24 protein-coding genes are annotated in these 24,117 nt (G+C 38.6%); 2 read left to right on the top strand and 22 right to left on the bottom strand.

The genetic code is table 11. The features are described 5' to 3' along the window. Positions 1-89 precede the first annotated feature (89 nt). Positions 90-1,784 carry an oleate hydratase gene (locus IGI58_RS08965; RefSeq protein ID WP_429953724.1) on the bottom strand — a complete coding sequence of 565 codons (1,695 nt, stop codon included), beginning with the start codon at positions 1,782-1,784 and terminating at the stop codon, positions 90-92. Between the two features lie 108 nt (positions 1,785-1,892). Next, complete coding sequence (locus IGI58_RS08960) at positions 1,893-2,468, bottom strand: TetR/AcrR family transcriptional regulator (RefSeq protein ID WP_429953725.1); 576 nt, start codon at positions 2,466-2,468, stop codon at positions 1,893-1,895. A 287-nt stretch (positions 2,469-2,755) separates the two neighbouring features. Here IGI58_RS08960 and IGI58_RS08955 point away from each other — a divergent pair, with 287 nt between their 5' ends. Then, the gene (locus IGI58_RS08955; protein ID WP_429953726.1) at positions 2,756-4,060 is read left to right on the top strand and encodes a hypothetical protein; all 1,305 of its coding nucleotides are present in this window, start codon (positions 2,756-2,758) and stop codon (positions 4,058-4,060) included. 70 nt (positions 4,061-4,130) lie between these two features. Here the strand turns inward: IGI58_RS08955 and ruvB are convergent, their stop codons facing one another. The 19 genes from ruvB to IGI58_RS08860 form a co-directional block, all read right to left on the bottom strand. After that, positions 4,131-5,141 (bottom strand): Holliday junction branch migration DNA helicase RuvB, encoded by a 1,011-nt coding sequence (gene ruvB, locus IGI58_RS08950; protein WP_429953727.1) that lies wholly within the window; start codon positions 5,139-5,141, stop codon positions 4,131-4,133. A gap of 12 nt (positions 5,142-5,153) precedes the next feature. Further along, a complete protein-coding gene (gene ruvA, locus IGI58_RS08945; RefSeq protein ID WP_429953728.1) occupies positions 5,154-5,765 on the bottom strand; it encodes a Holliday junction branch migration protein RuvA in 612 nt (203 codons plus the stop codon). A gap of 183 nt (positions 5,766-5,948) precedes the next feature. Next, positions 5,949-7,622 (bottom strand): peptide ABC transporter substrate-binding protein, encoded by a 1,674-nt coding sequence (locus IGI58_RS08940; RefSeq protein WP_429953729.1) that lies wholly within the window; start codon positions 7,620-7,622, stop codon positions 5,949-5,951. Positions 7,623-7,795: 173 nt separating this feature from the next. Next, the gene (gene msrB, locus IGI58_RS08935; RefSeq protein WP_087640574.1) at positions 7,796-8,233 is read right to left on the bottom strand and encodes a peptide-methionine (R)-S-oxide reductase MsrB; all 438 of its coding nucleotides are present in this window, start codon (positions 8,231-8,233) and stop codon (positions 7,796-7,798) included. Between the two features lie 98 nt (positions 8,234-8,331). Beyond that, the gene (locus IGI58_RS08930; protein WP_429953730.1) at positions 8,332-8,826 is read right to left on the bottom strand and encodes an acyl-CoA thioesterase; all 495 of its coding nucleotides are present in this window, start codon (positions 8,824-8,826) and stop codon (positions 8,332-8,334) included. A gap of 24 nt (positions 8,827-8,850) precedes the next feature. Continuing rightward, positions 8,851-9,405, bottom strand: coding sequence for a Maf family protein (locus IGI58_RS08925; RefSeq protein ID WP_429953731.1), 555 nt, complete (start codon positions 9,403-9,405; stop codon positions 8,851-8,853). A 21-nt stretch (positions 9,406-9,426) separates the two neighbouring features. Continuing rightward, positions 9,427-11,484 carry a DNA mismatch repair endonuclease MutL gene (gene mutL / locus IGI58_RS08920; protein WP_429953732.1) on the bottom strand — a complete coding sequence of 686 codons (2,058 nt, stop codon included), beginning with the start codon at positions 11,482-11,484 and terminating at the stop codon, positions 9,427-9,429. A gap of 30 nt (positions 11,485-11,514) precedes the next feature. Continuing rightward, positions 11,515-14,082 carry a DNA mismatch repair protein MutS gene (mutS, locus tag IGI58_RS08915; RefSeq protein ID WP_087640570.1) on the bottom strand — a complete coding sequence of 856 codons (2,568 nt, stop codon included), beginning with the start codon at positions 14,080-14,082 and terminating at the stop codon, positions 11,515-11,517. 2 nt (positions 14,083-14,084) lie between these two features. Then, a complete protein-coding gene (locus IGI58_RS08910) occupies positions 14,085-14,453 on the bottom strand; it encodes a RicAFT regulatory complex protein RicA family protein (RefSeq protein WP_225533233.1) in 369 nt (122 codons plus the stop codon). Positions 14,454-14,840: 387 nt separating this feature from the next. Further along, positions 14,841-15,440, bottom strand: coding sequence for a hypothetical protein (locus tag IGI58_RS08905; RefSeq protein ID WP_429953733.1), 600 nt, complete (start codon positions 15,438-15,440; stop codon positions 14,841-14,843). 1 nt (position 15,441) lies between these two features. Beyond that, a complete protein-coding gene (locus IGI58_RS08900) occupies positions 15,442-16,725 on the bottom strand; it encodes a hypothetical protein (protein WP_429953734.1) in 1,284 nt (427 codons plus the stop codon). Then, positions 16,715-17,077 (bottom strand): DUF3958 family protein, encoded by a 363-nt coding sequence (locus tag IGI58_RS08895; protein WP_429953736.1) that lies wholly within the window; start codon positions 17,075-17,077, stop codon positions 16,715-16,717. The genes IGI58_RS08900 and IGI58_RS08895 overlap by 11 nt, the downstream gene beginning before the upstream one ends. A 4-nt stretch (positions 17,078-17,081) precedes the next feature. Continuing rightward, positions 17,082-17,360 (bottom strand): TIGR04197 family type VII secretion effector, encoded by a 279-nt coding sequence (locus IGI58_RS08890; protein WP_429953737.1) that lies wholly within the window; start codon positions 17,358-17,360, stop codon positions 17,082-17,084. Positions 17,361-17,679: 319 nt separating this feature from the next. Further along, positions 17,680-18,099, bottom strand: a complete 420-nt coding sequence (locus IGI58_RS08885; protein WP_429953738.1) for a PTS sugar transporter subunit IIA — start codon at positions 18,097-18,099, stop codon at positions 17,680-17,682. 21 nt (positions 18,100-18,120) lie between these two features. Further along, positions 18,121-19,011, bottom strand: a complete 891-nt coding sequence (gene murQ, locus IGI58_RS08880) for an N-acetylmuramic acid 6-phosphate etherase (RefSeq protein ID WP_429953739.1) — start codon at positions 19,009-19,011, stop codon at positions 18,121-18,123. Positions 19,012-19,022: 11 nt separating this feature from the next. Next, positions 19,023-19,874: a MurR/RpiR family transcriptional regulator gene (locus tag IGI58_RS08875; protein WP_429953740.1), complete on the bottom strand. Its 852-nt coding sequence runs from the start codon at positions 19,872-19,874 to the stop codon at positions 19,023-19,025. Positions 19,875-19,890: 16 nt separating this feature from the next. Beyond that, positions 19,891-20,367 carry a PTS system mannose/fructose/N-acetylgalactosamine-transporter subunit IIB gene (locus IGI58_RS08870; RefSeq protein ID WP_429953741.1) on the bottom strand — a complete coding sequence of 159 codons (477 nt, stop codon included), beginning with the start codon at positions 20,365-20,367 and terminating at the stop codon, positions 19,891-19,893. 30 nt (positions 20,368-20,397) lie between these two features. After that, the gene (locus IGI58_RS08865) at positions 20,398-21,216 is read right to left on the bottom strand and encodes a PTS system mannose/fructose/sorbose family transporter subunit IID (RefSeq protein ID WP_412523585.1); all 819 of its coding nucleotides are present in this window, start codon (positions 21,214-21,216) and stop codon (positions 20,398-20,400) included. Continuing rightward, the gene (locus tag IGI58_RS08860) at positions 21,209-22,012 is read right to left on the bottom strand and encodes a PTS mannose/fructose/sorbose/N-acetylgalactosamine transporter subunit IIC (RefSeq protein ID WP_087640563.1); all 804 of its coding nucleotides are present in this window, start codon (positions 22,010-22,012) and stop codon (positions 21,209-21,211) included. Before IGI58_RS08860 ends, IGI58_RS08865 begins: the two co-directional genes overlap by 8 nt. Positions 22,013-22,164: 152 nt before the next feature. Between IGI58_RS08860 and IGI58_RS08855 the strand changes: the two genes are divergently transcribed. Then, the gene (locus IGI58_RS08855; protein WP_429953742.1) at positions 22,165-22,956 is read left to right on the top strand and encodes a sulfite exporter TauE/SafE family protein; all 792 of its coding nucleotides are present in this window, start codon (positions 22,165-22,167) and stop codon (positions 22,954-22,956) included. 85 nt (positions 22,957-23,041) lie between these two features. On the opposite strand, the gene IGI58_RS08850 is transcribed toward IGI58_RS08855, so the two are convergent. Continuing rightward, the gene (locus IGI58_RS08850; protein WP_429953743.1) at positions 23,042-24,094 is read right to left on the bottom strand and encodes a DUF916 and DUF3324 domain-containing protein; all 1,053 of its coding nucleotides are present in this window, start codon (positions 24,092-24,094) and stop codon (positions 23,042-23,044) included. Positions 24,095-24,117: the final 23 nt, after the last annotated feature.

Genomic DNA, 24,117 nt, shown 5'->3' with positions numbered 1-24,117 from the left:
CCTCATTTTATTATAGTAACATAGCTAGCCTTCTATATTAAAATAACTGGGATATAACTTTACGCGTTATATCCCAGTCACTTTCATTACTATCTAAACATTGTTTGTGCCGCTTTTGCCAAAACCTTAGGATCACGGTTATAAGGTGTCACTGGTACGATCTCTTTATCAATATCAAACAGCGTGTATACCGCAATTCGCGCTGCTCGAACAGAGTATTCTTCTGTAAAGACCATATCTTTTGGTATCTCAACAAATTGACTGACCATCGCAAAATTTGTGCTGTTTTCAGGTACGACAGCTGGACGATCACTCATTTTTCGTGGTTGGAATTGGGCGTCAATATAAGGCATATATGCTGGAATCACATTGACGATGTCTTTTTTGATTTCTTCCCAATCTGACTGCCAGCCCATTTGACAGATCCATTCACACAAGATTTCTTCTCCTGTACAGTCACGCATTGGTTTTTTCACATAATCACCGATCTTATCCGTATAGATGCCGTAGCCCCAGAAAATCGTGGTATCCGGATTTTGATTTTTGAAGTGCGGCTGAGCTGCCACAACAGTACTTAACAACCAGCTTGAATCTTTTAAGGTCATCAATGCACCCGAACCTGGAATATTACCGGAAAATTCTTCAATACGTTTTAATAACTGGTCACCTTTACACGTCACGGTAAAGCTTTCCCAATTGGTTTCTTTTTCATTACCGAAAAACGGTTCAGGATTTCCTAATCCAGCTTTTTTCTTCGCAATATTACGCCAAAGTCTTGCTGAACGTGACTCTTCTGTCACTTCCGGCGCCGGATGACTCCAGTCTCCTTCGGTAGAGCTGTCTGTCATTGTACCGTTGGTCATGATGACCACATCTTCTTCATTTAATTCGATCGTTTCACCATTGCCCAGTTTTAATGCAGTCACGGTAATATCGGAACCTGGTTTAAATTCTAGATCCACAACATCCTCATTTAGTGTAAAGTCAACCCCATGTTTTTCTAGATAAGCTTTCAAAGGTAGGATCACGCTATCATATTGGTTGAGCGGTGTACGAGTAACACCTTCCAACGTATCGATTCGAGAAAATTCTAAGATCATTCGATTCATATAGCGGCGCAACTCAAAGACACTGCTCCATTTTTGGAATGCAAAGGTTGTTTGCCACATATACCAGAAATTCGTTTCAAAGAAATGAGGGCCAAACCATTCTTCGATCGTCACACCATCCAACTTTTCTTCAGGAGTTGCCAATAATTTAGACATAGCCAAACGGTCTTCATTGTCAAAGCCCATAGTATGGGCATCAAGAATTTCTTGCTCTTTTGTAACCAAACGTGCTTGTGCATGTGTTGGGTGTAAGTGGTCAAAATTCAATATTTCTTCTGTCACACTGTGGTTAGGCCAATCCAATGAAGGAATAGTGCTAAATAGCTCCCAGAAATTTTCATAGGTTTCTTCATTCAGCATGCGACCGCCACGAGCAACAAACCCTTTTTCATTTGTACCTATACCATCATTGCTACCACCAAGAATTTTCATTCCTTCGATCACATGGATATTTTTACCGTTAAAATTTGCATCACGAAGTAAGTAAGCTGCTGCTGCCATCGTCGCAATACCGCCACCGATGAGATAGACTTGTTTATCACCATAATAACGGCTATTGATTTCTTCTTCCACTTCTGAAAGCTTTGCTGTTTTTTTATCGACGGATGCTTTTTTGGCAAGAACGGCTGCACCTAACACACCCGCAGTAACTAATCCAATATGTCTTTTCTTCATGAAAATCCCTCCGATTCATTTTATGAACCTAGCGTACAATGATTCATTAGAAAAGTCTTGTGATAGCCTTTCCATTCCGTCAGCTTTTTAGACACTCTAGTCGATTTGTCATAATAGTTCGTTTTCTTGTGCATAAAGACGGTAAGAGAAAAATTCTGTATCTTTTGCTAATCGAAAGAGCTGTGTTGCAATCTCTAACGGGGACTCTTTATAACCACCTAAGATCCAGTCGATCAGTACTCCGCTACAGCCATATGAAAAGAAACGGGCATAAAAGACTTTATCTTCTGGAAGCAACTGCTTTTCTTTATCCATCTGTTCAAATAAATGAATAAATAATTTGTTTGTGATCTCAGAAAAACAAGTTCTTAAAATATCAGAATCAGAATTGACTGTATTATAGTAAAAATCATTTTTTTCTTGGATCGCTTTAAGCATTTTTAAGGCTTGCTCTTCCCAATTGTCGATACTAGTGTCTGGTGAATCCAAATAGATCAACGCATCATGGGTGTAAATCCAGCGTAGTAGGTCATTTTTATCTGTAAAATGATAATAAAATGTTTGGCGGTTTAAGCCGACTTCTTTCGTAATGTCCTGTACACTGATCTTGCTAAATAATTTTCTACCGCATAAGTCGATCAATGCAGACGAAATCGCTTTTTTGGTAATCTGTGCTTCGCTCATCGTTTTGTCCTCACTTTTTTTTAGATATACTCATCATACCAAAGAATGACAGAAAAATATAAAGTTGCAGTACCCTTTTAACAATTGTTAATGGTTCTTTAGCACTACATATATTCCATTTATAAAATATATATGATTTTTAAAAGAACAAAAAGACATTTTTTTATCAAAAAGTTTTATCCACTGGAAAATAAGAGGAAGAAATAACCTCTTCCGTCATGTTATATTCAATGTACTGCTAGTGTTATTTATATAATTAGCAGAAAAAAATAATAAGGATGGGTAAAATGATTAGTTACAAAAAAATATTAGGTGGGTCACTTGTCGCTTTAGGTTTGGGTCTTTTTGCTGGTCAATCTGCTGATGCCGCTTCGATTTTGACTGAAAGTACAGATTTAAAAGGATACGCTGCAACGATCACTACACAAAATGATGGAACAAACGTATTAACGACAAAAAAAGGGGAATACGTGTTAAATGAAAATGCGAAAATTTACAGTTCATCATCAATCATCATTACTTTAAACAATACAAAGCCCGTAAACGTTAATTCAATCAATGCAAAACACACATTAGAATTACGCGGAAATGGTGAAATGAACGTAGATACGACAGATGATGTCGCTATCAATGTAGGAACGCATTTCAGAGCTTTCAAAACAACTAAATATGGTAAAGGGAAAGTTACTGCCTCTGCTTCAAAAATTGGATTGAAAGTAGAAAATGAAATCCAAATGGAAGGCGGTTCTGTTGAAGCCTCTGGTTCAGAGTACGGTGTTTACAGTAACAATGATATCAAACCTTACTATGATGCTGTTCTTAAAGGTGTAAGTAGCAATGGTACAGGAATTTACGCGTACCGTGATATCTATGCATGGAAAGGTGCTACAGTTATCGGTGAAGGGAAAGTTGCCGGAGCTCGTTCAATCATTGCACATATTCAAGCAGAAGATGCAGGAAGCTCAATCACAGGTATTTCTCACGATATCAATAGTTCTTTATCTGCTTTACATGCAGACAAACAAATGCTGCGCGCATATAATGGAGCTGTAGTTCGTGAAGAATACGTAAAACCAGATTTCAAAATTTCTGATGAAGATCCACTGAATTTAACTCAAAACTATACAACAGTGGCTCGTAACATGACAAATATGGCTAACTACAACTGGTCTTCAACACCAGAAAGCGTTTATTTAGCTAATGGCGGACTATTAGGTGACGTAACAAAACCATTTAAAGACGGTACTGTTATTGGGACTCGTACAAACGCTGCAACTGCTGTAGGTAAAAACGAAGTAACACAATTGAAGAAAAATGGTACACATGAAGTCGTATTCTCAGGGACATCTTCACATTATATCGTTCCTGTTGTTACTAGACATTACGTAAATGATTATAGTACTGATGAGTTTACTTTTTATGAAGAAGTTGTACATTACGTAGAGGTTGGCTCTTTAGTAAAAGTTGATGATTTCCAACTTGATTTTTCTTGGACTGAAAGTACCTACGAAGGTGCCGATAAAGAAGATTTTATAGCAGTAAAAGATGGTACTCCTTTAGAAATTAATTATAAATATTTTGCAGAGTTTTAATTAACTGAAAAGCCCAGTAACTGTCAACGGCATCGCCGTAAGGTAGTTACTGGGTTTCTTTGTTACTTCATCATTCTGAGTAATAAGAATCATAGCCAAAATGTTCATACGCCAGTGGTGTGGCAATTCTCCCTCTTGGCGTTCTTTTGATAAATCCTTTTTGTATCAGATAGGGTTCGTACATATCTTCGACTGTTTCAGTTTCTTCACTGATATTGACTGCGATCGTACTTAATCCCACTGGTCCGCCGCCATACAATTCAATCATTGTTTTCAGCAACTTTTGATCGACATAATCCAACCCTTCATGATCCACCTGCAAAAGGGTCAGCGCTTGATCGGCAATCATTCGATCGATCACACCATTAGACTGCACCTGAGCAAAATCACGAACACGTTTCAACAAGCGGTTAGCAATTCTAGGCGTACCGCGAGAACGTCGAGCAATTTCAAAGGCGCCTTCTTCAACGATTTCTGTCTGAAAAATGTCGGCTGAACGTTGAACGATTTCTTTCAAATCTTTCGTCTCGTAATACTCCATATGTGAAATGATCCCAAAACGGTCTCTAAGTGGTGCCGAGAGCATTCCTGGTCGAGTTGTCGCGCCGATCAATGTAAACGGTGGTAAAGGAAAATGAACGGGATGAGCAGTCGTTCCCTGTCCAACCATGATATCCACATAAAAATCTTCCATCGCTGAATATAGCATTTCCTCTACTAAACGAGGCAGTCGATGGATTTCATCAATAAATAACACATCTCCCGGCTCCAGCTCGTTCAAGATAGCCACTAAATCCCCTGCTCGTTCGATCGCAGGCCCACTAGTCGTACGAATATTGACATTCATTTCATTGGCGATGACCATTGCCATTGTTGTCTTTCCCAAACCAGGAGGGCCATATAAAAGGGTATGATCCAAAGCTTCCTCACGCGTTCGAGCGGCTTCGATATAAATCGTCAACTCTTGTTTTACTTTATCCTGACCGATATATTGTTCGAGAAACTGCGGACGTAGTGATTTTTCCAGTGACTCTTCACCTTCGCTGCTTTGCGCTGAAAGTAGTCTCTCATCTTCAGTCATAGCTCTTCCTCCTTAACGCTTCATCATCAATTTCAATGCATTACGTAAATATTCATCTGTTGGCTGAACGCCTAAACCTTCTAAACTTGGTGTGATTCGTTTGATTTCTTTTTCACTGTAACCTAAAGCACTAAGCGCTTCTAATGCTTCTGTCAATGCCTGATTATTCGAAGATGCTTGTGATGTCTGCGCCATTGCTTCAACCGCTGCATCCGATGTCTCTAATTCACCGAGTTTGCCTTTTAGATCCAGCACCATTTGCTGAGCAGTCTTTTTCCCTACTCCCGGGAATTTCGTCAAATACTTCGCATCTTCACTTTCGATCGCATTGATCAAGCCGCCATGGTCTTCAGAAGCCATGATAGCCAACGCACTTTTAGGACCGATCCCTGAAACACTGATCAACTTCAAAAAGAGCTGTTTCTCATCTAGATCACTAAAGCCATATAATGTATGTGCATCTTCACGAATGACCTGATGAACGTAGATCTTGATCTCCTGTTCTGTCTTTCCTGAATAGCGGTAAGGATTGCCTACTGAGATTTGATAGCCGATACCGTTTGTTTCTACAACAATATAATAAGGACTGATAAAGGTCACTTTACCAAGGATATATTCGTACATAATTTCACCTTTCTAAGCGATGCTGTTCCAACATTTTATTCAGCATATTTTTGTGCTAACACGCACATACGTTTCCATTTTAACACAATTTAGAGAAAAGAAGTAGCATCAAAAACAGGCTTATTCTGAGCAAAATAGGCTAGCCTTAAGATTGACCTTAAGGCTAGCCTATTTTTTCTATGATTATTCAGAAATATACGTCCATTTATAATCGTAAGTTGCGCCAGCACCATGTGCAACGACACCTTTGACTTTTGAGTTCCGTAGGTGAGCTTCCGCTTTTTGATAAACTGGAGCAACACCCATTTCATCAAGGATCAGCTTTTCAGCCTGAACCATGTCATCCCAACGTTTTTCAGGATCTGCGGCATTCTTTTTACCAGAATCCTGTACTAAAGTATCATATTCTTTATTTGAGTAACGGCCTCTATTATACGCGCCACCAGTTACAAATAAATCAGTGAAACTGCTTGGGTCTGCATAATCAGCACCCCAACCGCCCATGATCACTTCGAAATCACCGTTTTTACCACGATCTAAACGAACGGTAAATGGTACATTGGTCACGGTTACATCTACACCGTCAAGGTTTTCTTTCACAGCACCCTGAATATATTCTAAGATTTTCTTCGTCGAGTCTGTATCATCTCCGACAATATCGAATTTGAATGAATCGATGCCCAGTTCTTTTTTCGCTGCTTCCCAGTATTTTTTCGCTTGTTCTTTGTCGGATTTCAAGATTCCTTTATTTTCTTCTGCGAAATCTTTATTGTCTTTTGGCGAGAATGACATTCCTTCCGGCACTAATCCTGTTGAAGCGATAGACCCATCACCTAAAATTCGGTCAACAACAGCATCACGATCGATAGAGTAAGAAATTGCTTTTCTTAAGTTCTCATTATGGTAAGGAGAATCTGCATCTCTTTGGTTAAATTCCAAGTAAGAAGTACGGGCTTCTTTTTGGATGACTAATTGTGGATCATCTGCCATTTGCTGAGCCAGTTCACCACTTAAAATAACGTCATCTGTCTGACCATCTTGGAATAAGTTTAGAGAAGTTGGTGCTTCTTTGACCACTTTCACTTCGATTTTATCTAATTGTACAGTGTCTTTATCCCAATATTGATCATTTTTTGTATATGACCATTCTGTATCTGTTCCCGGACCATCAAAATCAGTCAATGTGAATGGACCATTGTAAACAGATGCTTCACTCTTCGTTGCATAGTCTTTCCCTTGTTCTTCCACTACTTTTTTATTTTGCGGGAAGAACGATGGAAATGCTAATAAGTAATCGAAATAAGGTGTTGTCTGCTCCAATGTTACTTCTAATTCATGATCGCCATTCGCTTTGATCCCAAGCTCATCAAGCCCTTTTTTGCCTGCTGAGACATCTGCCCCGTTCTTCACTAATTCAAACATGTAGGCATATTCTGCTGCAGTTTTAGGGTCTGCTGTACGTTGCCAGCCATATACATAGTCTGCAGCAACGACAGGATCTCCATTAGACCATTTAGCATCTTCTCTAAGTTTGAATTTATATGTCAGTCCGTCCTCACTTTTTTCAGCCATTTCAATAGCACCAGCCGGCTGAGGTTTGCTGTTCTCATCTAGACGATATAACCCTTCATAAACGTTGTTTAACGCCGAAAAGCTAATTGTATTCGTTGCGACTGATAAATCAGCACTTGGCATTTCTTGTTGCACAACTACTCTAAAAAGCTGTTCCCCACTAGCTTTTTTTCCTCCAGTACTGCTACCTGTCGAATCGGTTTTTCCTCCGCCTCCACATGCTACTAAAGCAAGTGTCGACAACAACATAACACTGATCAATTTAGTCATCTTCGATTTTTTCATTTTATTCTCCTTAATAAATAATAATTTTCTTTTCAAATTTTAATATTTTGAATATTCTTATAATACTAAAAAGAATCCAGAATAGCAACTGTTTTAGTCACACATAAAATAACAAGTGATATAAAAAAATAAAAAAAACATCTAGTGTGAGAAAACACTAGACGCTTTATTGATCATTCAAATAAGGATTTATACTCTCCATATCCTTCTTCTTCTAACTTTTCTACTGGAACAAATCTTAGAGCAGCTGCATTGATACAATAGCGGAGACCGCCTTGATCTTGGGGGCCGTCTGTGAACACGTGACCTAAATGCGAATCAGCTTCTTTACTCCGCACTTCGACCCGATGCATTCCCAATGAAAAATCGGCTTTTTCTTTGACACCACGTTTTTCTATAGGGTGAGTAAATGAAGGCCAACCGCAGCCCGCATCATATTTGTCAGTCGAACTAAAGAGTGGCTCACCGCTGACAATATCGACGTATATCCCATCTTGATAAAAATCATCATACTTTCCTGAGAATGGACGCTCTGTTGCGTTTTCTTGGGTTACTGCATATTCAATATCGGTCAATTTTTGTTTCAGCTCTTCTTTTGAAGGTTTTTCCACGACAAATCACATCCTTACTAGTTTTATTATCCTAATAATAGCATTATTCAGAAAAAAACACTTATTTCCTGTTTAGAAAATAAGTGTTTAAGCGTTTATTAATTCCAAGGAATATCCAAATCGACATTTTTTGCAAGATCGATACTTTCTTGACGCTTGGCTTGTCGAGCTGCTTTTCTTGTTTCATACCCTTGGCAGATAAAGCGTTCTTCTTCTGTTTGAGGTTCGATCATTTCCGGCAACTCCGCACCTTTAGGCACAACAAATGTCATGAAACACGTTCCCGCCAGATAACGTTCACCTGTAAATAAGTCTTCACCGATCACTTTAGCAAAAATTTCCATTGAGCGTGTACCAACACCAGATACATACGCATCGATACAAACAGAATGATTAGCTTTTAATGGCGCTAAAAAATCTAGATGATCCACAGAAGCCGTCACAATGGCTGATCTTGACACACGCACAGCTGCGATCCCAGCGGTTTCATCCAGCCAAGCCATCAACTGACCGCCAAATAATGTCTTATGAAAATTTAGATAAGGATACGTAATAATATGAGTTTGAATCGCTCTTGTTTCTGAGCATTTCATCGATAGTCCTTCTTTCTATTATTCTTAATCAAACGCCGGCAGCATGCGATACAGCGTGGCTATGGGAAGTCCCATGATCGAATAGTAATCACCTTGAATATTTTTTATGAACAAAGCTCCTTGTTCTTGGATCCCATATGCTCCTGCTTTGTCTTTATATTCATCAGTATCTAAATAGCGATTGATTTCTTCATCACTCAATTCATAGAATTCCACAGTTGCTGGAACAGTCGCTGAGGATTCTTGATCGTCTTTCATCAAAACCACACTTGTATAAACCTTATGTGTCCGACCGCTAAGCTGCTTCAGCATGCGGAAACCATCTTCTCGTGATGTCGGTTTTCCTAAAATCTCATTATCGATCGTAACGATGGTATCACAACCGATCACTAAATCATTCGGGTATTTCTTAGCAATGTGTTTTGCCTTTTGTTTAGCCATCTCTAAGACATAGTCCATTGGGGTAAAATAGCTTTTCACCTCTTCGTTGATATCTGCCGGGACGATCTCAAAATCCGAGACGATTCGTCCAAGCAACTCCCGTCTGCGCGGAGATTGTGAAGCTAGAATTACTGCCATTTCTGTCACCTTTTTCAATTTTTAGTGTGGGTCTTGAATTCGTTTAAACATTTTCTCCATATCGGAATTTGTAAAATGGATCAATACTGGGCGGCCATGAGGACAGTTAAACGGATTCTCGCATGTTTCAAGATCTTTTAACAACACTCTAGCCTGTTGTTCATTTAAATAATGATTTGCTTTGATCGAGCGTTTACAGCTCATCATGATCGCTGTTGCTTCACGGAATTTTTTCACACTGACTTTTCCAGTTGTTAAAAACATATCGATCATTTCTCGAATGATACTCTCTTCTTCACCTGCTGGATACCAAGTAGGATGAGCACGCACAATAAAGCTGTTTTGACCAAAGTCTTCTAGATGGATGCCCACTTCAGCCAGAGTATCTTTCGCTTCTTTGATTTTCAACGCATCATTGTTCGGATAGTCGATCACGATTGGTACTAAAAGCTCTTGAAGATCATCAGAAACTTCACCGATTTTTTCTCTAAAATATTCATATTTGATTCGTTCTTGCGCAGCATGTTGATCGATGATATATAGTCCATCTTTACTTTGGGCAAAAAGATAGGTGCCATGCATTTGACCAAAATATTCTAATTCTGGAAAACGTTCTTTCGGACGTTCAGATGATAACTTATTAAGTGCCTGCTCTAATTGTCGTTCATTATTCTTTGCTGAAAAATCAAACTCTGGATGATGACTCAATTCTTCTTCATACACTTGTTCATCTACTGTTGTTGCATTTTCTGAATCTATAGATACCTCAGTCGATTCAACAGTAAGTTCTTCAATCGGTCGTTCTTCATAGGGCGAACTAAATGCATGGGCCATCAATGCTTCTTTCTCTTGTTCAGTTGGAGAACTTTCTACTTTTGACTTTTCAGGTAATGGTTGTGTTGAAAAGTCTGCCTTTGTTTCTTTGACAAAGAAATTACCGCTAGTAGGATCGTAACCTAAACTTCCCGGCTTTCGAATCGGTTTTGCTGTTTCCTCTTGTTCTGTCAAAGGGATTTCCATTTGCTCTACTTTCGGCTGCTGCTCGACCTTCTTTTTGAAACGCAGATTATCTGCAGCATTTGGAATCAGCTGTTCCTGACTCAAGACTTCACGGATTGCTTCACTGATGAGTGCCATCAATTCTTTTTCCTTACTCAAACGAACTTCCTGCTTCGTTGGATGAACATTGACATCCACCAACAAAGGATCCATCTCGATTTCTAAAACAGCGATCGGAAAACGGCCGACCATCAGTTTTGAGCCATACCCCTCAACCACTGCTTTATTCAAAGAAAAGTTTTTGATATAACGCCCATTGATGATCGTAGATAAATAATTGCGGCTCGCTCTCGTCACTTCTGGTAAAGAGACATACCCAGTCAATTTGAAATCTAAATCTTCCGCTTCTATTTTCAACATTTTTTTAGCGGTACTGATGCCGTAAATGCCTGCGATCGTCTGTTTTAGATCACCATTTCCTGTCGTATTCATCATTTTATTTCCATCATGGACTAAACGAAAAGCGATGTTTGGGTGGCTCAAGGCTAAACGATTGACGATATCCCCAATATTCGCTAGCTCAGTCTGGATCGTCTTGACATATTTCAAGCGTGCCGGCGTATTGAAGAACAGGTTAGAAACAGTGATTTTCGTACCTTTTCTCAAGGCTGCTGGACGATGTTCTTCGACTTTACCGCCCTTCATTTGAATAAAACTGCCTTCACCTTCTTCTGAGACAGCTGTTTCTACGATGATTTCCGAAACAGAAGCAATACTTGGAAGAGCTTCTCCACGAAATCCTAAACTACGAATGCGGAATAAATCGTCTCTCGTATGGATTTTGCTTGTTGCATGGCGCTTAAAGGCATTCAAGATATCATCTTTTGCGATTCCATCACCATTATCGATCACTTGGATCGTTTTTAGCCCTGCCTCTTCGATGAAAATATCGATTTGAGAACTGCCAGCATCAATTGCATTTTCGACAAGTTCTTTTACAACGGATGCAGGACGTTCGACGACTTCACCAGCAGCGATCTGATTGGCAAGTTGTTCTGATAATTCTTGGATTTTCCCCATCTGTCCCATCCTTTCCTTGCTTCACGTTCGTTAGATTCTTTTTTGCAGTTCATGTAATTTATTTAATGCATCCATTGGTGTCATTTCTAATAGGTTCATTTTTTTCAATGTATCGATCACGCTCAATTCATCTGTCGACACTTCTTTAAATAAAGATAACTGTTCTGTATCTTCATTGATTTCGTCTTGATATTCGACTGTCTTCACCGGTTGTTCTTCTGATTCCAGAGCAGATAGAATCGTCGCTGCCCGTTCCAAAAGATCACTTGGTAAACCGGCAATTTTTGCTACGTGGATCCCGTAGCTCTTATCAGCTGGACCGTCCATCATTTTATGAAGGAAAACGACTTCGCCATTTTTTTCCACGGCGCCAACATGAATATTTTTTAATCCCTTCAGATTTTCATCTAACACTGTTAGTTCATGATAGTGGGTAGAGAATAAGGTTTTCGCTTTAACCTCTCTGTGGATATACTCAATGATCGCCTGAGCCAAAGCCATACCGTCATATGTAGCTGTACCACGACCAAGCTCATCAAACAAAATCAAGCTATTCGGTGTCGCATGACGAAGTGCTTGATTGGCTTCCATCATTTCTACCATGAAGGTACTTTGTCCTGCAATCAAGTCATCTGATGCACCGATCCTAGTAAAAATCTGATCGAATATCGGTAATTCTGCTGATTCAGCAGGAACAAAACAGCCGATTTGCGCCATCACTACTGTAAGTGCAAGCTGACGCATATAGGTACTTTTACCGGACATATTTGGACCAGTGATCAAAAGAATAATATTTTCTTTATCCATATGCACACTGTTTGGGATATATTCTTGATGACCTAAGACCTTTTCAACAACGGGGTGACGCCCTTCAACGATATGAAGTTCTTTACTATTGCTTTTGAGTGTTGGACGGACGTATTGATAACGTTCACTGACTGTGGCAAAAGCTTGCAACACATCCACGGCACTGATCGTTTTGGCTAGTTTTTGTAGACGTTCGATATTTGCTTTGACTTTTTCACGAACTTCTAAGAATAGCTGATATTCAAGATCGACTGATTTTTCTTCTGCTTCTAAAATCAAAGTCTCCATTTCTTTGAGTTCCGGCGTAATGAAACGCTCAGCGTTTGCCAATGTTTGCTTGCGCTCGTATTTGCCTTCTGCTAGATTAGCTAAGTTCGACTTGGTTACTTCAATGTAGTAGCCAAATACACGATTAAAGCCAACTTTCAGGGTTTTGATCCCTGTTTCCTGACGTTCTTTTGCTTCCAATTCTGCCAGCCATTGTTTTCCATGTCGCATCGCATCACGATATTCGTCTAATTTTTCATTGTAATGATCTTTGATGACATTTCCTTCAGTGATCGCTAATGGCGCCTCTTCATTGATCGCATTGTTGATCAATTCAACGATATCTTCTGCTGGATTCAAGTCTAAAAGTAATTCGTTCCATTCTCCCTGATTGATGCCGACGATCAATTCACGGACTAACGGTACCTGCTCTAGTGATGTCTTCAGCTGAATCAAATCACGTCCATTCACATTCCCAAACGCGACACGTCCAGCTAAACGTTCAAGATCATAGACCTTGGTCAAGGTCGCTTGTAAATCGACACGTTCAAAATAAGCATTCAATAATGACTGAACCATTTCCTGCCTTGTCCGAATTTGTTTTTCTTGGATCAATGGACGATCCAGCCATTGTTTTAATAAACGGCCGCCCATCGCCGTTTTTGTTTCATCCAGCAGCCACAACAACGTGCCTTTTTTCAAGCCGGTTCGAATCGATTGCGTCAGCTCCAAATTGAATTTTGAATAATGATCCATTTTTAAGAAATGATCTGGTTGATAGTCCACTGCTTTTTGGATATGAGCTAGGCTGCGTTTTTGTGTCGTAGTCAAATAAGTCAGCAATTTTCCTGTGACTTCTACTTCTAAGGGTTCCGTCAATTCACTTGTTAGGAAATTAAATTCAGCATTTTCTTCTGCTTCTTTTTGCTCTGAAAAAATGATATTCAGCCGACTTTTAAGAGTTTCCTGAAGTGTTTCTGATAAAGGGCTGCCCAAAACCATTTCTTTCGTTTGCAGGGCAGATGCTTCATTGATCAATCCATCCTCATCACTTAAGATTGCTGTTTTTAGTTCTCCTGTACTTAAATCAACATAGGCTAATCCAAATTGTCCAGCTGCTTCGACTACGGCGGTCAAGTAGTTGTTATCTTTTGCTTCTAAGCCTTTGCTGTTCATGACTGTTCCTGGTGTGATCAGTTGAACAACTTCACGTTTGACCATTCCTTTGGTCGTCTTTGGATCTTCTACTTGCTCACAAATAGCTACTTTATATCCCTTTTCGATCAGCGTATCGATATAACCTTGCGCTGCATGATGAGGAATACCGCACATTGGGATCGGCTCATCTGCATTACGGTTACGGCTCGTCAATGTTAGCTCTAATAATTGCGACGCATTGATCGCATCTTCATAAAACATTTCGTAAAAATCACCTAAGCGATAAAAAAGAAATGCATCCTGATACTGGTCTTTGATTGCTAAGTATTGTTCCATCATTGGCGTATTTTTGGTCTTTTGCGGCATTGTTACCCTTCTTTCTCTAGTTCTTCATTGATTCTATATTGGATCATATCCGTCACATGCTGTAATAAGTCATTCGCTTCCATCAGTTGTTCACGATATGCCACTACTAATGGGTGCTCATCAAATTCTTTCGTCAGCTCATCTGCTCTTTGGATAGCTGCTTTTTCTGCCTCAGGTTTGTCATAATGTGCAAACTGGACAGCATCTTTTTGAGCAGCTTTGATTTGTTCGACCAGCTCTGTCAGTTTTTCGTTATTTTGAACTTTTTCTTCTATTTTTTTGTAGCGTTGAATCAATTCATCTTCACCGATCAAGGCGAGTAGTTTCATTAATTCTTCGTTGATTTTTTTATCTGTAATGGATGGCTCCATGATTTCACACCTTTATTCTTGAGTAGGATTTTATTCTAAAACAAGTCTATTTATTTTAACATAATTCGAGCAGAATCAACAGTTTGTGTAGAGAAAAAAGCTGTATATCCTGATTCAGAATACCACTCAACTTCTCTTTGATATGGTAAATGTCTTAATGATTGATTTCTTTGATCAGTTATTTTTTGTCTGAAGTATTTTCTTCAACCGTTCAATATTTTATACACAAAAACAGTATCAGTGATTATTCACTCACTGATACCGTTTCATCATTTCGTATTATATTCGACTGTTTTTTTCACAAAAGAATGGTCAAATCTTTTGAAATACTGCTTACTAAATACAATACAATTTTCAAACCAAAAATTGGCTTCATTCCTTTTTCTTCTAATTAAAATCGTTGAAATACTCAATAATTATATTTTGCATAGAAGTATTATCAATTGTATCGTCACTAATCCACTTCAAAAATAAATCATCAACTTCTTGGTTGTGATATTTAGACAAAAGTTTAAATGTGGGTAACAATAATTCTAATTCTCTATTGCAACTATTCATAAAATACTTACTTAACACTCTAGCTAACTTGTCACTCATTTCATTGCCTATAACGTCAATAAATGAAATCTTTTCATCAATTGAATAATTTTCTGATGTAATCAATTCAACCAATTCATCTGCAGTTAAATCCTCATCAAATATGTTTTTTTTGCTATTAACTACATTTTCCCTCGCTTTTTTTTCATCATTATAATATTCTTCTAAAAAAGTTGAATAGTCTACTAGCTTATATACTAAAGAATCTGTATCTTTAATATACGAACTAACATTTTCTGTAAAAATTTGAAAATCTTTAAGTTCGTATATTGATAGTCCTCCAAAATCATCAACTATTCTAATTTCATTCTCTTTTTTTATAAGGACTGGATATAGCTTACTAATAGTAATATCTCTATCTTCTTTATTAGAAATTGCTTTTACAATCATTTTATCTAATCCCCTTTGGTTTAAAATTATTATCTAAATCTATGATCCAAAAGTCATCAGTAAGTCCCTCCCTAACTTTCAAATCTTTAGGAATTGGAACCTTCATTTTGAGATCATAAAAGCTAATTTCACCAGTTTTCAAATTTCTATAATAGTGAACCTTACCTTTTCCCATTGAAGTTTCATAACTATATGTCGACTCCATTTTTGCCCAATCTAATATAGAGCTCCCATTTTTGGTGAGTTCAGAAATTACTTTAGGATCTTTCAAATCAGAACCAGATATGATAGGTTTTGATTTTTCAATTATGTCCTCTTTCATTAGATCATTTTTATAGTTTTGATAATGTAAACTACTTTTTGAACTCTTGGGAATACCAACTCCACTAACTTTCGTATTGCTCCTACTAATCGTTCCAGTTGGTCTCAAAGACGCTGTCAACGCCTTCTGCGAGCCGTAATCTTTCAAATTTCCATAAATAGATGGCCCCATGTTCATTAGACCAACATTCATCATGAAAGAATTCATGGCTATATCAGCACCAGCTATTTTCGCTGCTTCTTGCAATGCAGCCATTTCTCTTTCTACTCTCGCTTTTCGATTGATCTCAGCGATTTCTCTCTGGCGTTTATCCCATGCATTTCCTATTGTAATCATCCAGCGAGTATCTTTCAAGTTCTTTGGAGAAAACGTACCAGTCTTTGGATCGAAGCCTTTGCCTCCTGACACTTGGGCTAACCCTTGATTGACGGCAGCTTGTAAGCTTGTGACTTCTGTAAAAAGTGTAGAAGAAAAGGCATGGAAAGCGAGGAGTGTTTGTAACTGTTTTTCCAGTTTGCGTTTTGCACTTGTATAATCTGAGATCAGTCCCCTTGCTTCTCTAAGATGCTGCACTCGTTCACTAGAGACAGGCAGTAACTGTTTTATTTGATCCATTTGATTTTGCATTCCTTGGATCTGTGTTTCATATCGCTGGATCTCGGCTTCCAGTTCAGAGGATTTCAAATCACAGCTATCTACTTGTGACACATAGTCATTGGGTAGTTTTTCGACTGCTTTTCCCGTTGCTTCTGCTACAAGGATCGCTCCTTGGATCAGTGGAATATAGACACCTTGAAAATAAGATTTGCCTGAATCGTAGGCTTGGCTTCTCAACAGGGTATCTTGAGTAAACTGACCAACAGCCGCTTGTAATGCCTGAAATCCGGCCTGATAGCTTTCGCTTAACGCGCTGGCACTACTTCCTTGTGCTTTAGAAGAACCTAAGTACATATCAATACTCATCGCTGTCCTCCTTGTCTGCTAAAACTCTCTTTTTTTCATAAAATAGCTCATCTTGACGATCTTCTATTTTTCTCTGTTCTTTATGTAATTGCTCTTTTTGATCCTCTAAATGATAAAAAATCCCTTGCTGCTTCTGCTTACTTTGCCACTGCAGCTCCTCTATTTCATCCCTATCTTCTACAACAAAATGACCCAAACGATCCATCAGCTGATTTCCTTGAAAGAAAAGTTCTTGGTAATTCTCTTCGATCCTTTGTGTATCCCGTTGGACTTGGATCATTTCGTCTAGCTCATGTTCGATTTTCCGTTCCTCTACTAATAAATCATCCCATCTTGACTGGTGTTCATTCATACATTCACCTCAACCCACGCATCATTTTACGAATCGTTGCATCCGCTTCATCAAATTCCGCTGCTACGCTCTTTATATTATTGGCATCTGTTGCAATGGCTGCGCTGATCGTCTGTACCATAGACTGCAACTCTTTTATCGCATTTTTTGCTGCCGTATTTCCTGAAATCGTTGATTGCTCATCTGTAACGATGGATTGCTGGCTGTTCAGGTCATCTATCGCAGAAAAAATCCCTCTTGCGAGTTCTCCTGCAACTGCACTATTGCTACTAATTGGTTCCATCAAATCAACCTTCTTTCTCAATAAATTGTCATTATGATAAGTATAGATTACCATAAGAATTATTTGGATTTTTTCAGAAATTTCTCGATAGATGATTATTTTTGATAATCATTTCGTTCTTACACTCACTTTTATCATACCTAATAGTGTTCCTATCTCTAATTTGTTTCTTGATTACTTTGACTCTCTTCGCCATATTATCGACCAACTGCATATATAACAAAAAAAACTGAGTAATGTTCTGAATCAGAAATTACTCAGCTTTTTAATTATTAGCTTTCTCGATTTCAAGCTTATCAGCACACCATTATTTAAACAACTATTCTTCAAATCCTTCTTCCTCATCTAATTCTGGTAGTTCAATCATTTCAACCGCTTGTTGTCCAATAGTTGTTAGATAAGCAGCTAATTCATCTACATTTTCTAATGAGGAAATGGCCGCTTCAATCACCATTGCTAAATTAAGTCCGGATACAACTCGTAATTGAGGATAGGTTCCCATCGCCATCATAGCAACATTGCAGGGTGTTCCACCTTTTAAATCTGCTATAACAATCATAGGAACATCTCCATTTTTTTGTAAAATCGCTTGTAGTTTAGCTTGAGTACCGCTTAAACCATCTTCTGCTTCCATTGAGACGATTTCAGCATTCGCTAGATCGCCAACAATCATTTGAGTAGAAGCAAATGTTTCCTTAGCCATATTTCCATGACTCATTAAAATTAATTTTGGTTTCATAACTTCCTCTTTTCATCACATTTATGCTAAAACTTCTGAAATACGGCCGCCATGCTCTGCTAATAATTCTTTAGCTTTAGAGTAATCCACCTTTGCTTTTGCCATAACGATCGCTGGTGCCACTTCAAAGTGAGCATTCTCTAAATATTCTTTCGCTTGTCCTTCGTCAATTTCTGCTGCTTCTTTGATAATATTAGCTGCACGCTGCATCAATTTTTCATTGGTTGGTTGTACATTCACCATCAAATTTTGATAAATATTGCCGACTTTGATCATAATACCTGTTGAAAACATGTTTAAAACCATCTTTTGGGCAGAGCCTGCCTTCATTCTAGTTGAGCCTGTAACGACTTCTGGACCTACGATCGGTGCAATCCCGATCTCTGCTATTTGATTCATCGGACTTACATCATTACACGTCACAGAAATAGTCAATGCGCCAACTTCTTGCCCGTATTCAATGGCAGAAATAGCATATGGGGTTCGGCCGCTAGCAGCTATTGCAATCACCACATCCTGTGCTGTTAACTGATGATTTCTCAAATCTTCAATCGCCAACTCTTTTGAATCCTCTGCCCCTTCTACCGCTTGAAACATTGCTTTTTCCCCGCCAGCTAGAAGACCAAAGGCACGCTCAGGCGAAACACTGTATGTTGGTGTCAATTCAATTGCATCCAAAGCCCCTAAACGACCGGAAGTTCCTGCGCCGCAATAGATCAAGCGCCCCCCCTTTTTGAATCGCTCTGCAGCTTTATCGATCGCTTCGGCGATTTTTGGTAAAACTTTTTGAACCGCTTCAGCAACCTTTTGATCTTCTTGATTGATCAAGGTGACCATTTCTAACGTCGAGACTTGGTCTATTTTTTTTGTTGCTTCATTTCTAGCTTCTGTCGTCAATTCTTCTAATTTCATCCTGCACACCCCTACTTTTCTTTCAGGCGGCTGACAAGTTTGCTCGTTTCGATCATATTTCGTTCAATTTCAGTGTCTAAATCATCTTGGATCGATCCTAGATACAGGACATCTCCTATTGCCATAGACGAAGCAATCGAAGAGATCGCCCCCACTCGAATCAGATGTTCGTTATTTGGAACGAGCAAGACTTCATCACTTAATGATTGAACGCTATCACCATCATTACTGGTAATAAAAATGACTATTGCGCCTCTTTTTTTTGCGATTTCACACGCAAGTAAGGCTTCTTTTGTCAATCCGCTATATGAGACAGCGATCAAAATATCCCGGTCAGTCGCATAGTTTAAAAACTCTAACATCATATGACTATCATAATTAAAAATTGCTTGCCGGCCTGCTCGATTAAACTTGTGATAAAGATTATACGTCGTCAAGGATGACGCACCGATTCCTACCAAATGGATTTTTTCCGCTTTTTTCACATGAGCAATAGCCCGTTGCAAGGCTTGTTTATCTACGGTATAAAATAAATCTTCGATCGTTGCATTTAATAACGACTCTACCTTCATACAAATCGTATCTACCGAGTCATCTGCTGCGATGATCGGATCGATATCTTTTTTACCATTACCGACTGCCTGTTTTGCCGCAATGGATAATTTCAACTCTTCCCAACTATCAAAACCAAGCTGTTTCGAAAAACGTGTCACAGAAGCTGGGGAGGTTTCACTATTGCTGGCAATTTCGTTAGCCGTTAGCGAGAGAAGACGGGTCGGATCCTTCAATATATAATCTGCTATTCTTTTATTTACTTTGGAAAAATCCTTATACTTTTGTCTGATTAAACGGATCGGGTCCATCTTCTCATCTCCATTTCTATTTTATAAATGTTACAACCGATTCATCCGGCTCAGACGGGATCATCTGTGCGGTGATCGTTACGCCTTGACTAATCAATCGATGAATCGTTTGTATCTCTTCTTCTGTCAATGCAACAGATTTTTTAATGGCTTTACTACCCTCTTTTTGTGATATATTGCCGATATTAAAGGTATTCAATAGTACGCCGCCATCGATCAAAGCCGCCATATCAGCAATATCTTTCGTAATCAAGAATACTTTCTCATCTTCATAATTTCCTGCTAAAATTTTTTCAATCGCTTTACGTTTTGATAAAATAGATAGCTTGACCCCCGCTGGTTTAGCCATTTTTAAAGCACCAATCTGTAATTGATCCTTGACCGCTAAATCATTCACGACCATGATTCTTTGCGCCCCTACAGTGTTGGTCCAAACTGTAGCTACTTGTCCATGAATTAAACGCTCGTCCACTCTTGCATGTACAATTGTCATACTAAATCTCTCCTATTATATACTATTTTTTTAAAATAAACTGCCGATCCAAGCTAACATTGGTTGTAAATTACCTAAAATCATACCGATAAAAATCAAGACAAAAATCAAACGTGTAGAATTCATTTTCTTCTTCCCCAATAGCCAATAGGATAAAAGAACGATCCCCAATGGAATCAATGCTGGTAACACTTTATCCAGCATCTCTTGAACAGACAAAGTAACGTCCCCCATTTTATAAGTCAAATCTAGCTTATAGGTAATAACTGATGGAATCAGCCCACCGACGACCGTTAACCCTAAAATAGCAGCTCCCTGGGTAAATAGTTTCATTTTGTCAGCAAATTCTGTCGCTATTTTCTTCCCTTGATGGTACCCGATCCAAGTAAATTTATAACGTACCCATAGCACTACAGCTCCTGCAATCAGTGGAATCAGCAAACCTACGATCTGGCCTCCTTGCGCCATATAAGCTGCAATCGAAAAGACGATCGCCCGATAAATCGCAATGAAAATCGTATCTCCTACACCCGCAAAAGGACCCATCAGACCTGTTTTCAATCCGGTGATTGCTGTTTCATCTTTCATTCCTATTTCTTCTTCCAACGCCAGGTCTGCGCCTACGATCAAATGAGACATCGCAGGTGTCGTATTCATAAACCCTAAATGTGTTTTCAATGCTTTTTTCATCGCTTCTGGATCTTCACTATACAAACGCTTCAAGGCAGGCATCATCACCCATGAATAACCTAATCCTTGCATTTTTTCATAGTTCCAGCCCCATTGATAGCCAAAAAGGTTGCGGACATATACTTTGTTGATATCATTCTTTGTTAATTTGCTAGTCATCGATTTCAACCTCCTCATCGTCCTCATAAATGACTGTTCCGCTCGTTGTAGCAGCACCGCCTTTATTTTGATTCATCACATAAATTGCTGCTAACGCTAATCCAACCAATGCAACACCTAACACAGAGAAGAATTGTGCGCCATAAGCTAGTAAGACAAAACCAATAATGAAGTACGGCCAATAGGTTTTTATCGGCAAGTAGCGCATCAAAATAGCGATCCCCATCGCTGGTAAAATAGCTCCAGCAGCTTTCAATCCACTCATCACCCACACTGGAATCCAATTGTTGATAGCATTTACAACGTGTTCTCCAAAAGCTAGCCCAATAAAAACTGGAATCACGCGAGAAAGCGTCCATGGAAAAATACCTAATACGTTACAACGTTCTACTCCTTTATAATTGCCCTCTTCAGCATAACGGTCTGCTTTATGCTGGAAGAAAGTATTAGCCATTCTTCCTACAATATCTAGTTGTGTCAATAATAATCCGATCGGTACAGCAACACCAATTCCGTATTCAGCACCTTTACCGGAAATAATTGCGTAAGCTGTTCCCATAATCGCTCCTGATAGAAAATCAGGCACAGTTGCTCCACCATAAGTTGCAACTCCTAAAGTCATTAATTGCAATGTCGCTCCTATCATCAATCCTGTTTGAACATCCCCTAAAACTAACCCTGTAAATGTTGCAGCGAATAATGGTGTATATGGACCAATTTGAATGGAAATTTGATCAAGAACACCGACAACTGTGTACAAGCATAAAATTAAAATAATACCGATCGATACTGTCATTGCTTTTTGCCCCTTTCTTGAATACGCTTTCTTTTGGCATCTGTAGAATAACACAAAAGAAATTACATTTCAATATTAATTTATTTTATATTTTTAATGAAACTAAATTTCTTTAATGATACACTATAAGAAAATGATTTGGCGGTGGTTTTATGAAGATTTTACTGATTTATTTTGTGACTGTTTTTCTGTCTAACACAGTTGGCGCTTTATCTGGCATGGGTGGTGGCGTGATCATCAAACCCGCTTTGGATTTTCTCGGATATCATTCTTTAAATACCATTGCTTTTTATTCAAGCGTAGCCGTTTTTACAATGTCGATTTCATCTACTTACAAACAGTATCAAAATGGGATCCATATTCAATGGAACAAAGCTGCAGGCGTTTCTATGGGGTCGTTGATTGGTGGAATGATCGGTGATTTGTTGCTTAATCGAGCGTTGATAGCAACTTCGAATCAAGAACAAGTTCAAATGATCCAGTATAGTATCATGTTGGTTACTTTAATTCTCGTACTGTTATATAACCAGTTCTTTGATTGGCACTTTCAATTCAAACGAAGCAGCGTCTTTGTTTTTGTGGGGCTCTTTTTGGGTATATTGTCTACTTTTTTAGGTATTGGCGGTGGACCGATCAATGTAGCCTGCTTGGTTTTCTTTTTCGGTATGGAAATTAAATCTGCTACGGTTTATTCCATCATCACGATTTTCTTCTCACAGCTAGCAAAATTAGGAACGATTGCTTTTTCAACAGGATTTGCAGGATTTGATTTGACGATGTTGTGGGCAATAATCCCAGCGGCTCTATTAGGAGGATATGTTGGTGGAGTATTCAGTAAAAAAATGTCTGAACAACGTGTTGCACAGTTGTATAGTTTCGTTATTTTTTTAGTCATTCTTCTGAATTCCTATAATTTGTGGATGATCGTAAAAGGATACTTATGATAATGGAACAGAGATTATTTCCTCAAAAAACAAAGATAGCCTCTACTTGCAGAATAAAAAATATGTTCTACAAGTGAGGCATTCGTTATTTTCTCTTCAATTCTTCTACTTGCGCTTTGAGTGCGTTGATTTTTTGTTGTCTCTTTCTATAAATGTAACTAATGAAAAGAAGCAGTAACAGAGCAATCACTAGAAGAAGGTACCACCAATCATTTGTTTTATTTTTATGGATATATGCTTGATCATTCAATTGTTTTGCTTCTTCAGCCTTGATCTCAAAGTCTTTCTCAAAATCCCAGGTTCTGCCTTTAGATTCTGCGTGGATAGTTAAACTATATTTACCAGGCTTAAAGGCTGTTTCTTCTAAACTTATCGGATAATCGAACTGTGAATTTGGCGCCATCTGTGTATCGTTTTGACTTGTTTCATAAAGAACCGTGTTCGTATGTTTCTTTTTGATTTTTGCGCTTAAGTTCAAACGATTCAAATATGCAGCTTCAGGATTTTCTAACTGGGCAAATACAACATTGCGATCATTGACTTGTCCTAAGCGAATATCTGCTAATTGTAGATCAGAAGGAACTTCCTTTTCACCGTGTAAAACCAACGCAATAACATAACCGAATCGATTGTTGATCGTCACATCTGCGTTCGAGTCTTTTGGATGTTCATTATCTTCACTTGTAAAAACCAAACCGCCGGATAATATACCAGAAAACGCTTGTTTTGGCATCGTGATCGTATAATCTACATTTTGTGTCTCATGTGGAGCTAAGGTGATTTTTTTAGTTGTTGTCTGAACAAGCTGGCTTAAATCATAAGGTAGTTTCACAGACTTATTTTGTTCACTATTGATATATTCTACAACCCCATTTGTATTCGTTGTTGCCGTTTTGACTGCTGTATCGATCGTCAAAGCTTCATTTGATCGATTCGTCACTGCAACTTTGACCGTATGCTGTTCCTCTGGTTTCAAACGTAGATCAAAGTATGTTTTCGTTGTATCCACTTGTGCAGAAGAAGGTACAGCTTTGACTTCATATTCTGCTTCTTGCGCCCAGCCCGACATTGTTCCTATAAAACTGATGCAAATAAATCCCATTACCAGCATCACCATACTAAGTACTTTTTTCAACATATCGATTCCTCCATTTTTTGTTC

The organism is Enterococcus sp. AZ020 (genome assembly GCF_050499205.1).
GTDB classification, from domain to species: Bacteria; Bacillota; Bacilli; order Lactobacillales; family Enterococcaceae; genus Enterococcus_L; species Enterococcus_L dunnyi.
The sequence above is the reverse complement of the archived record's forward strand: the minus strand, read 5'-3'. Positions and strand labels throughout refer to the sequence as shown.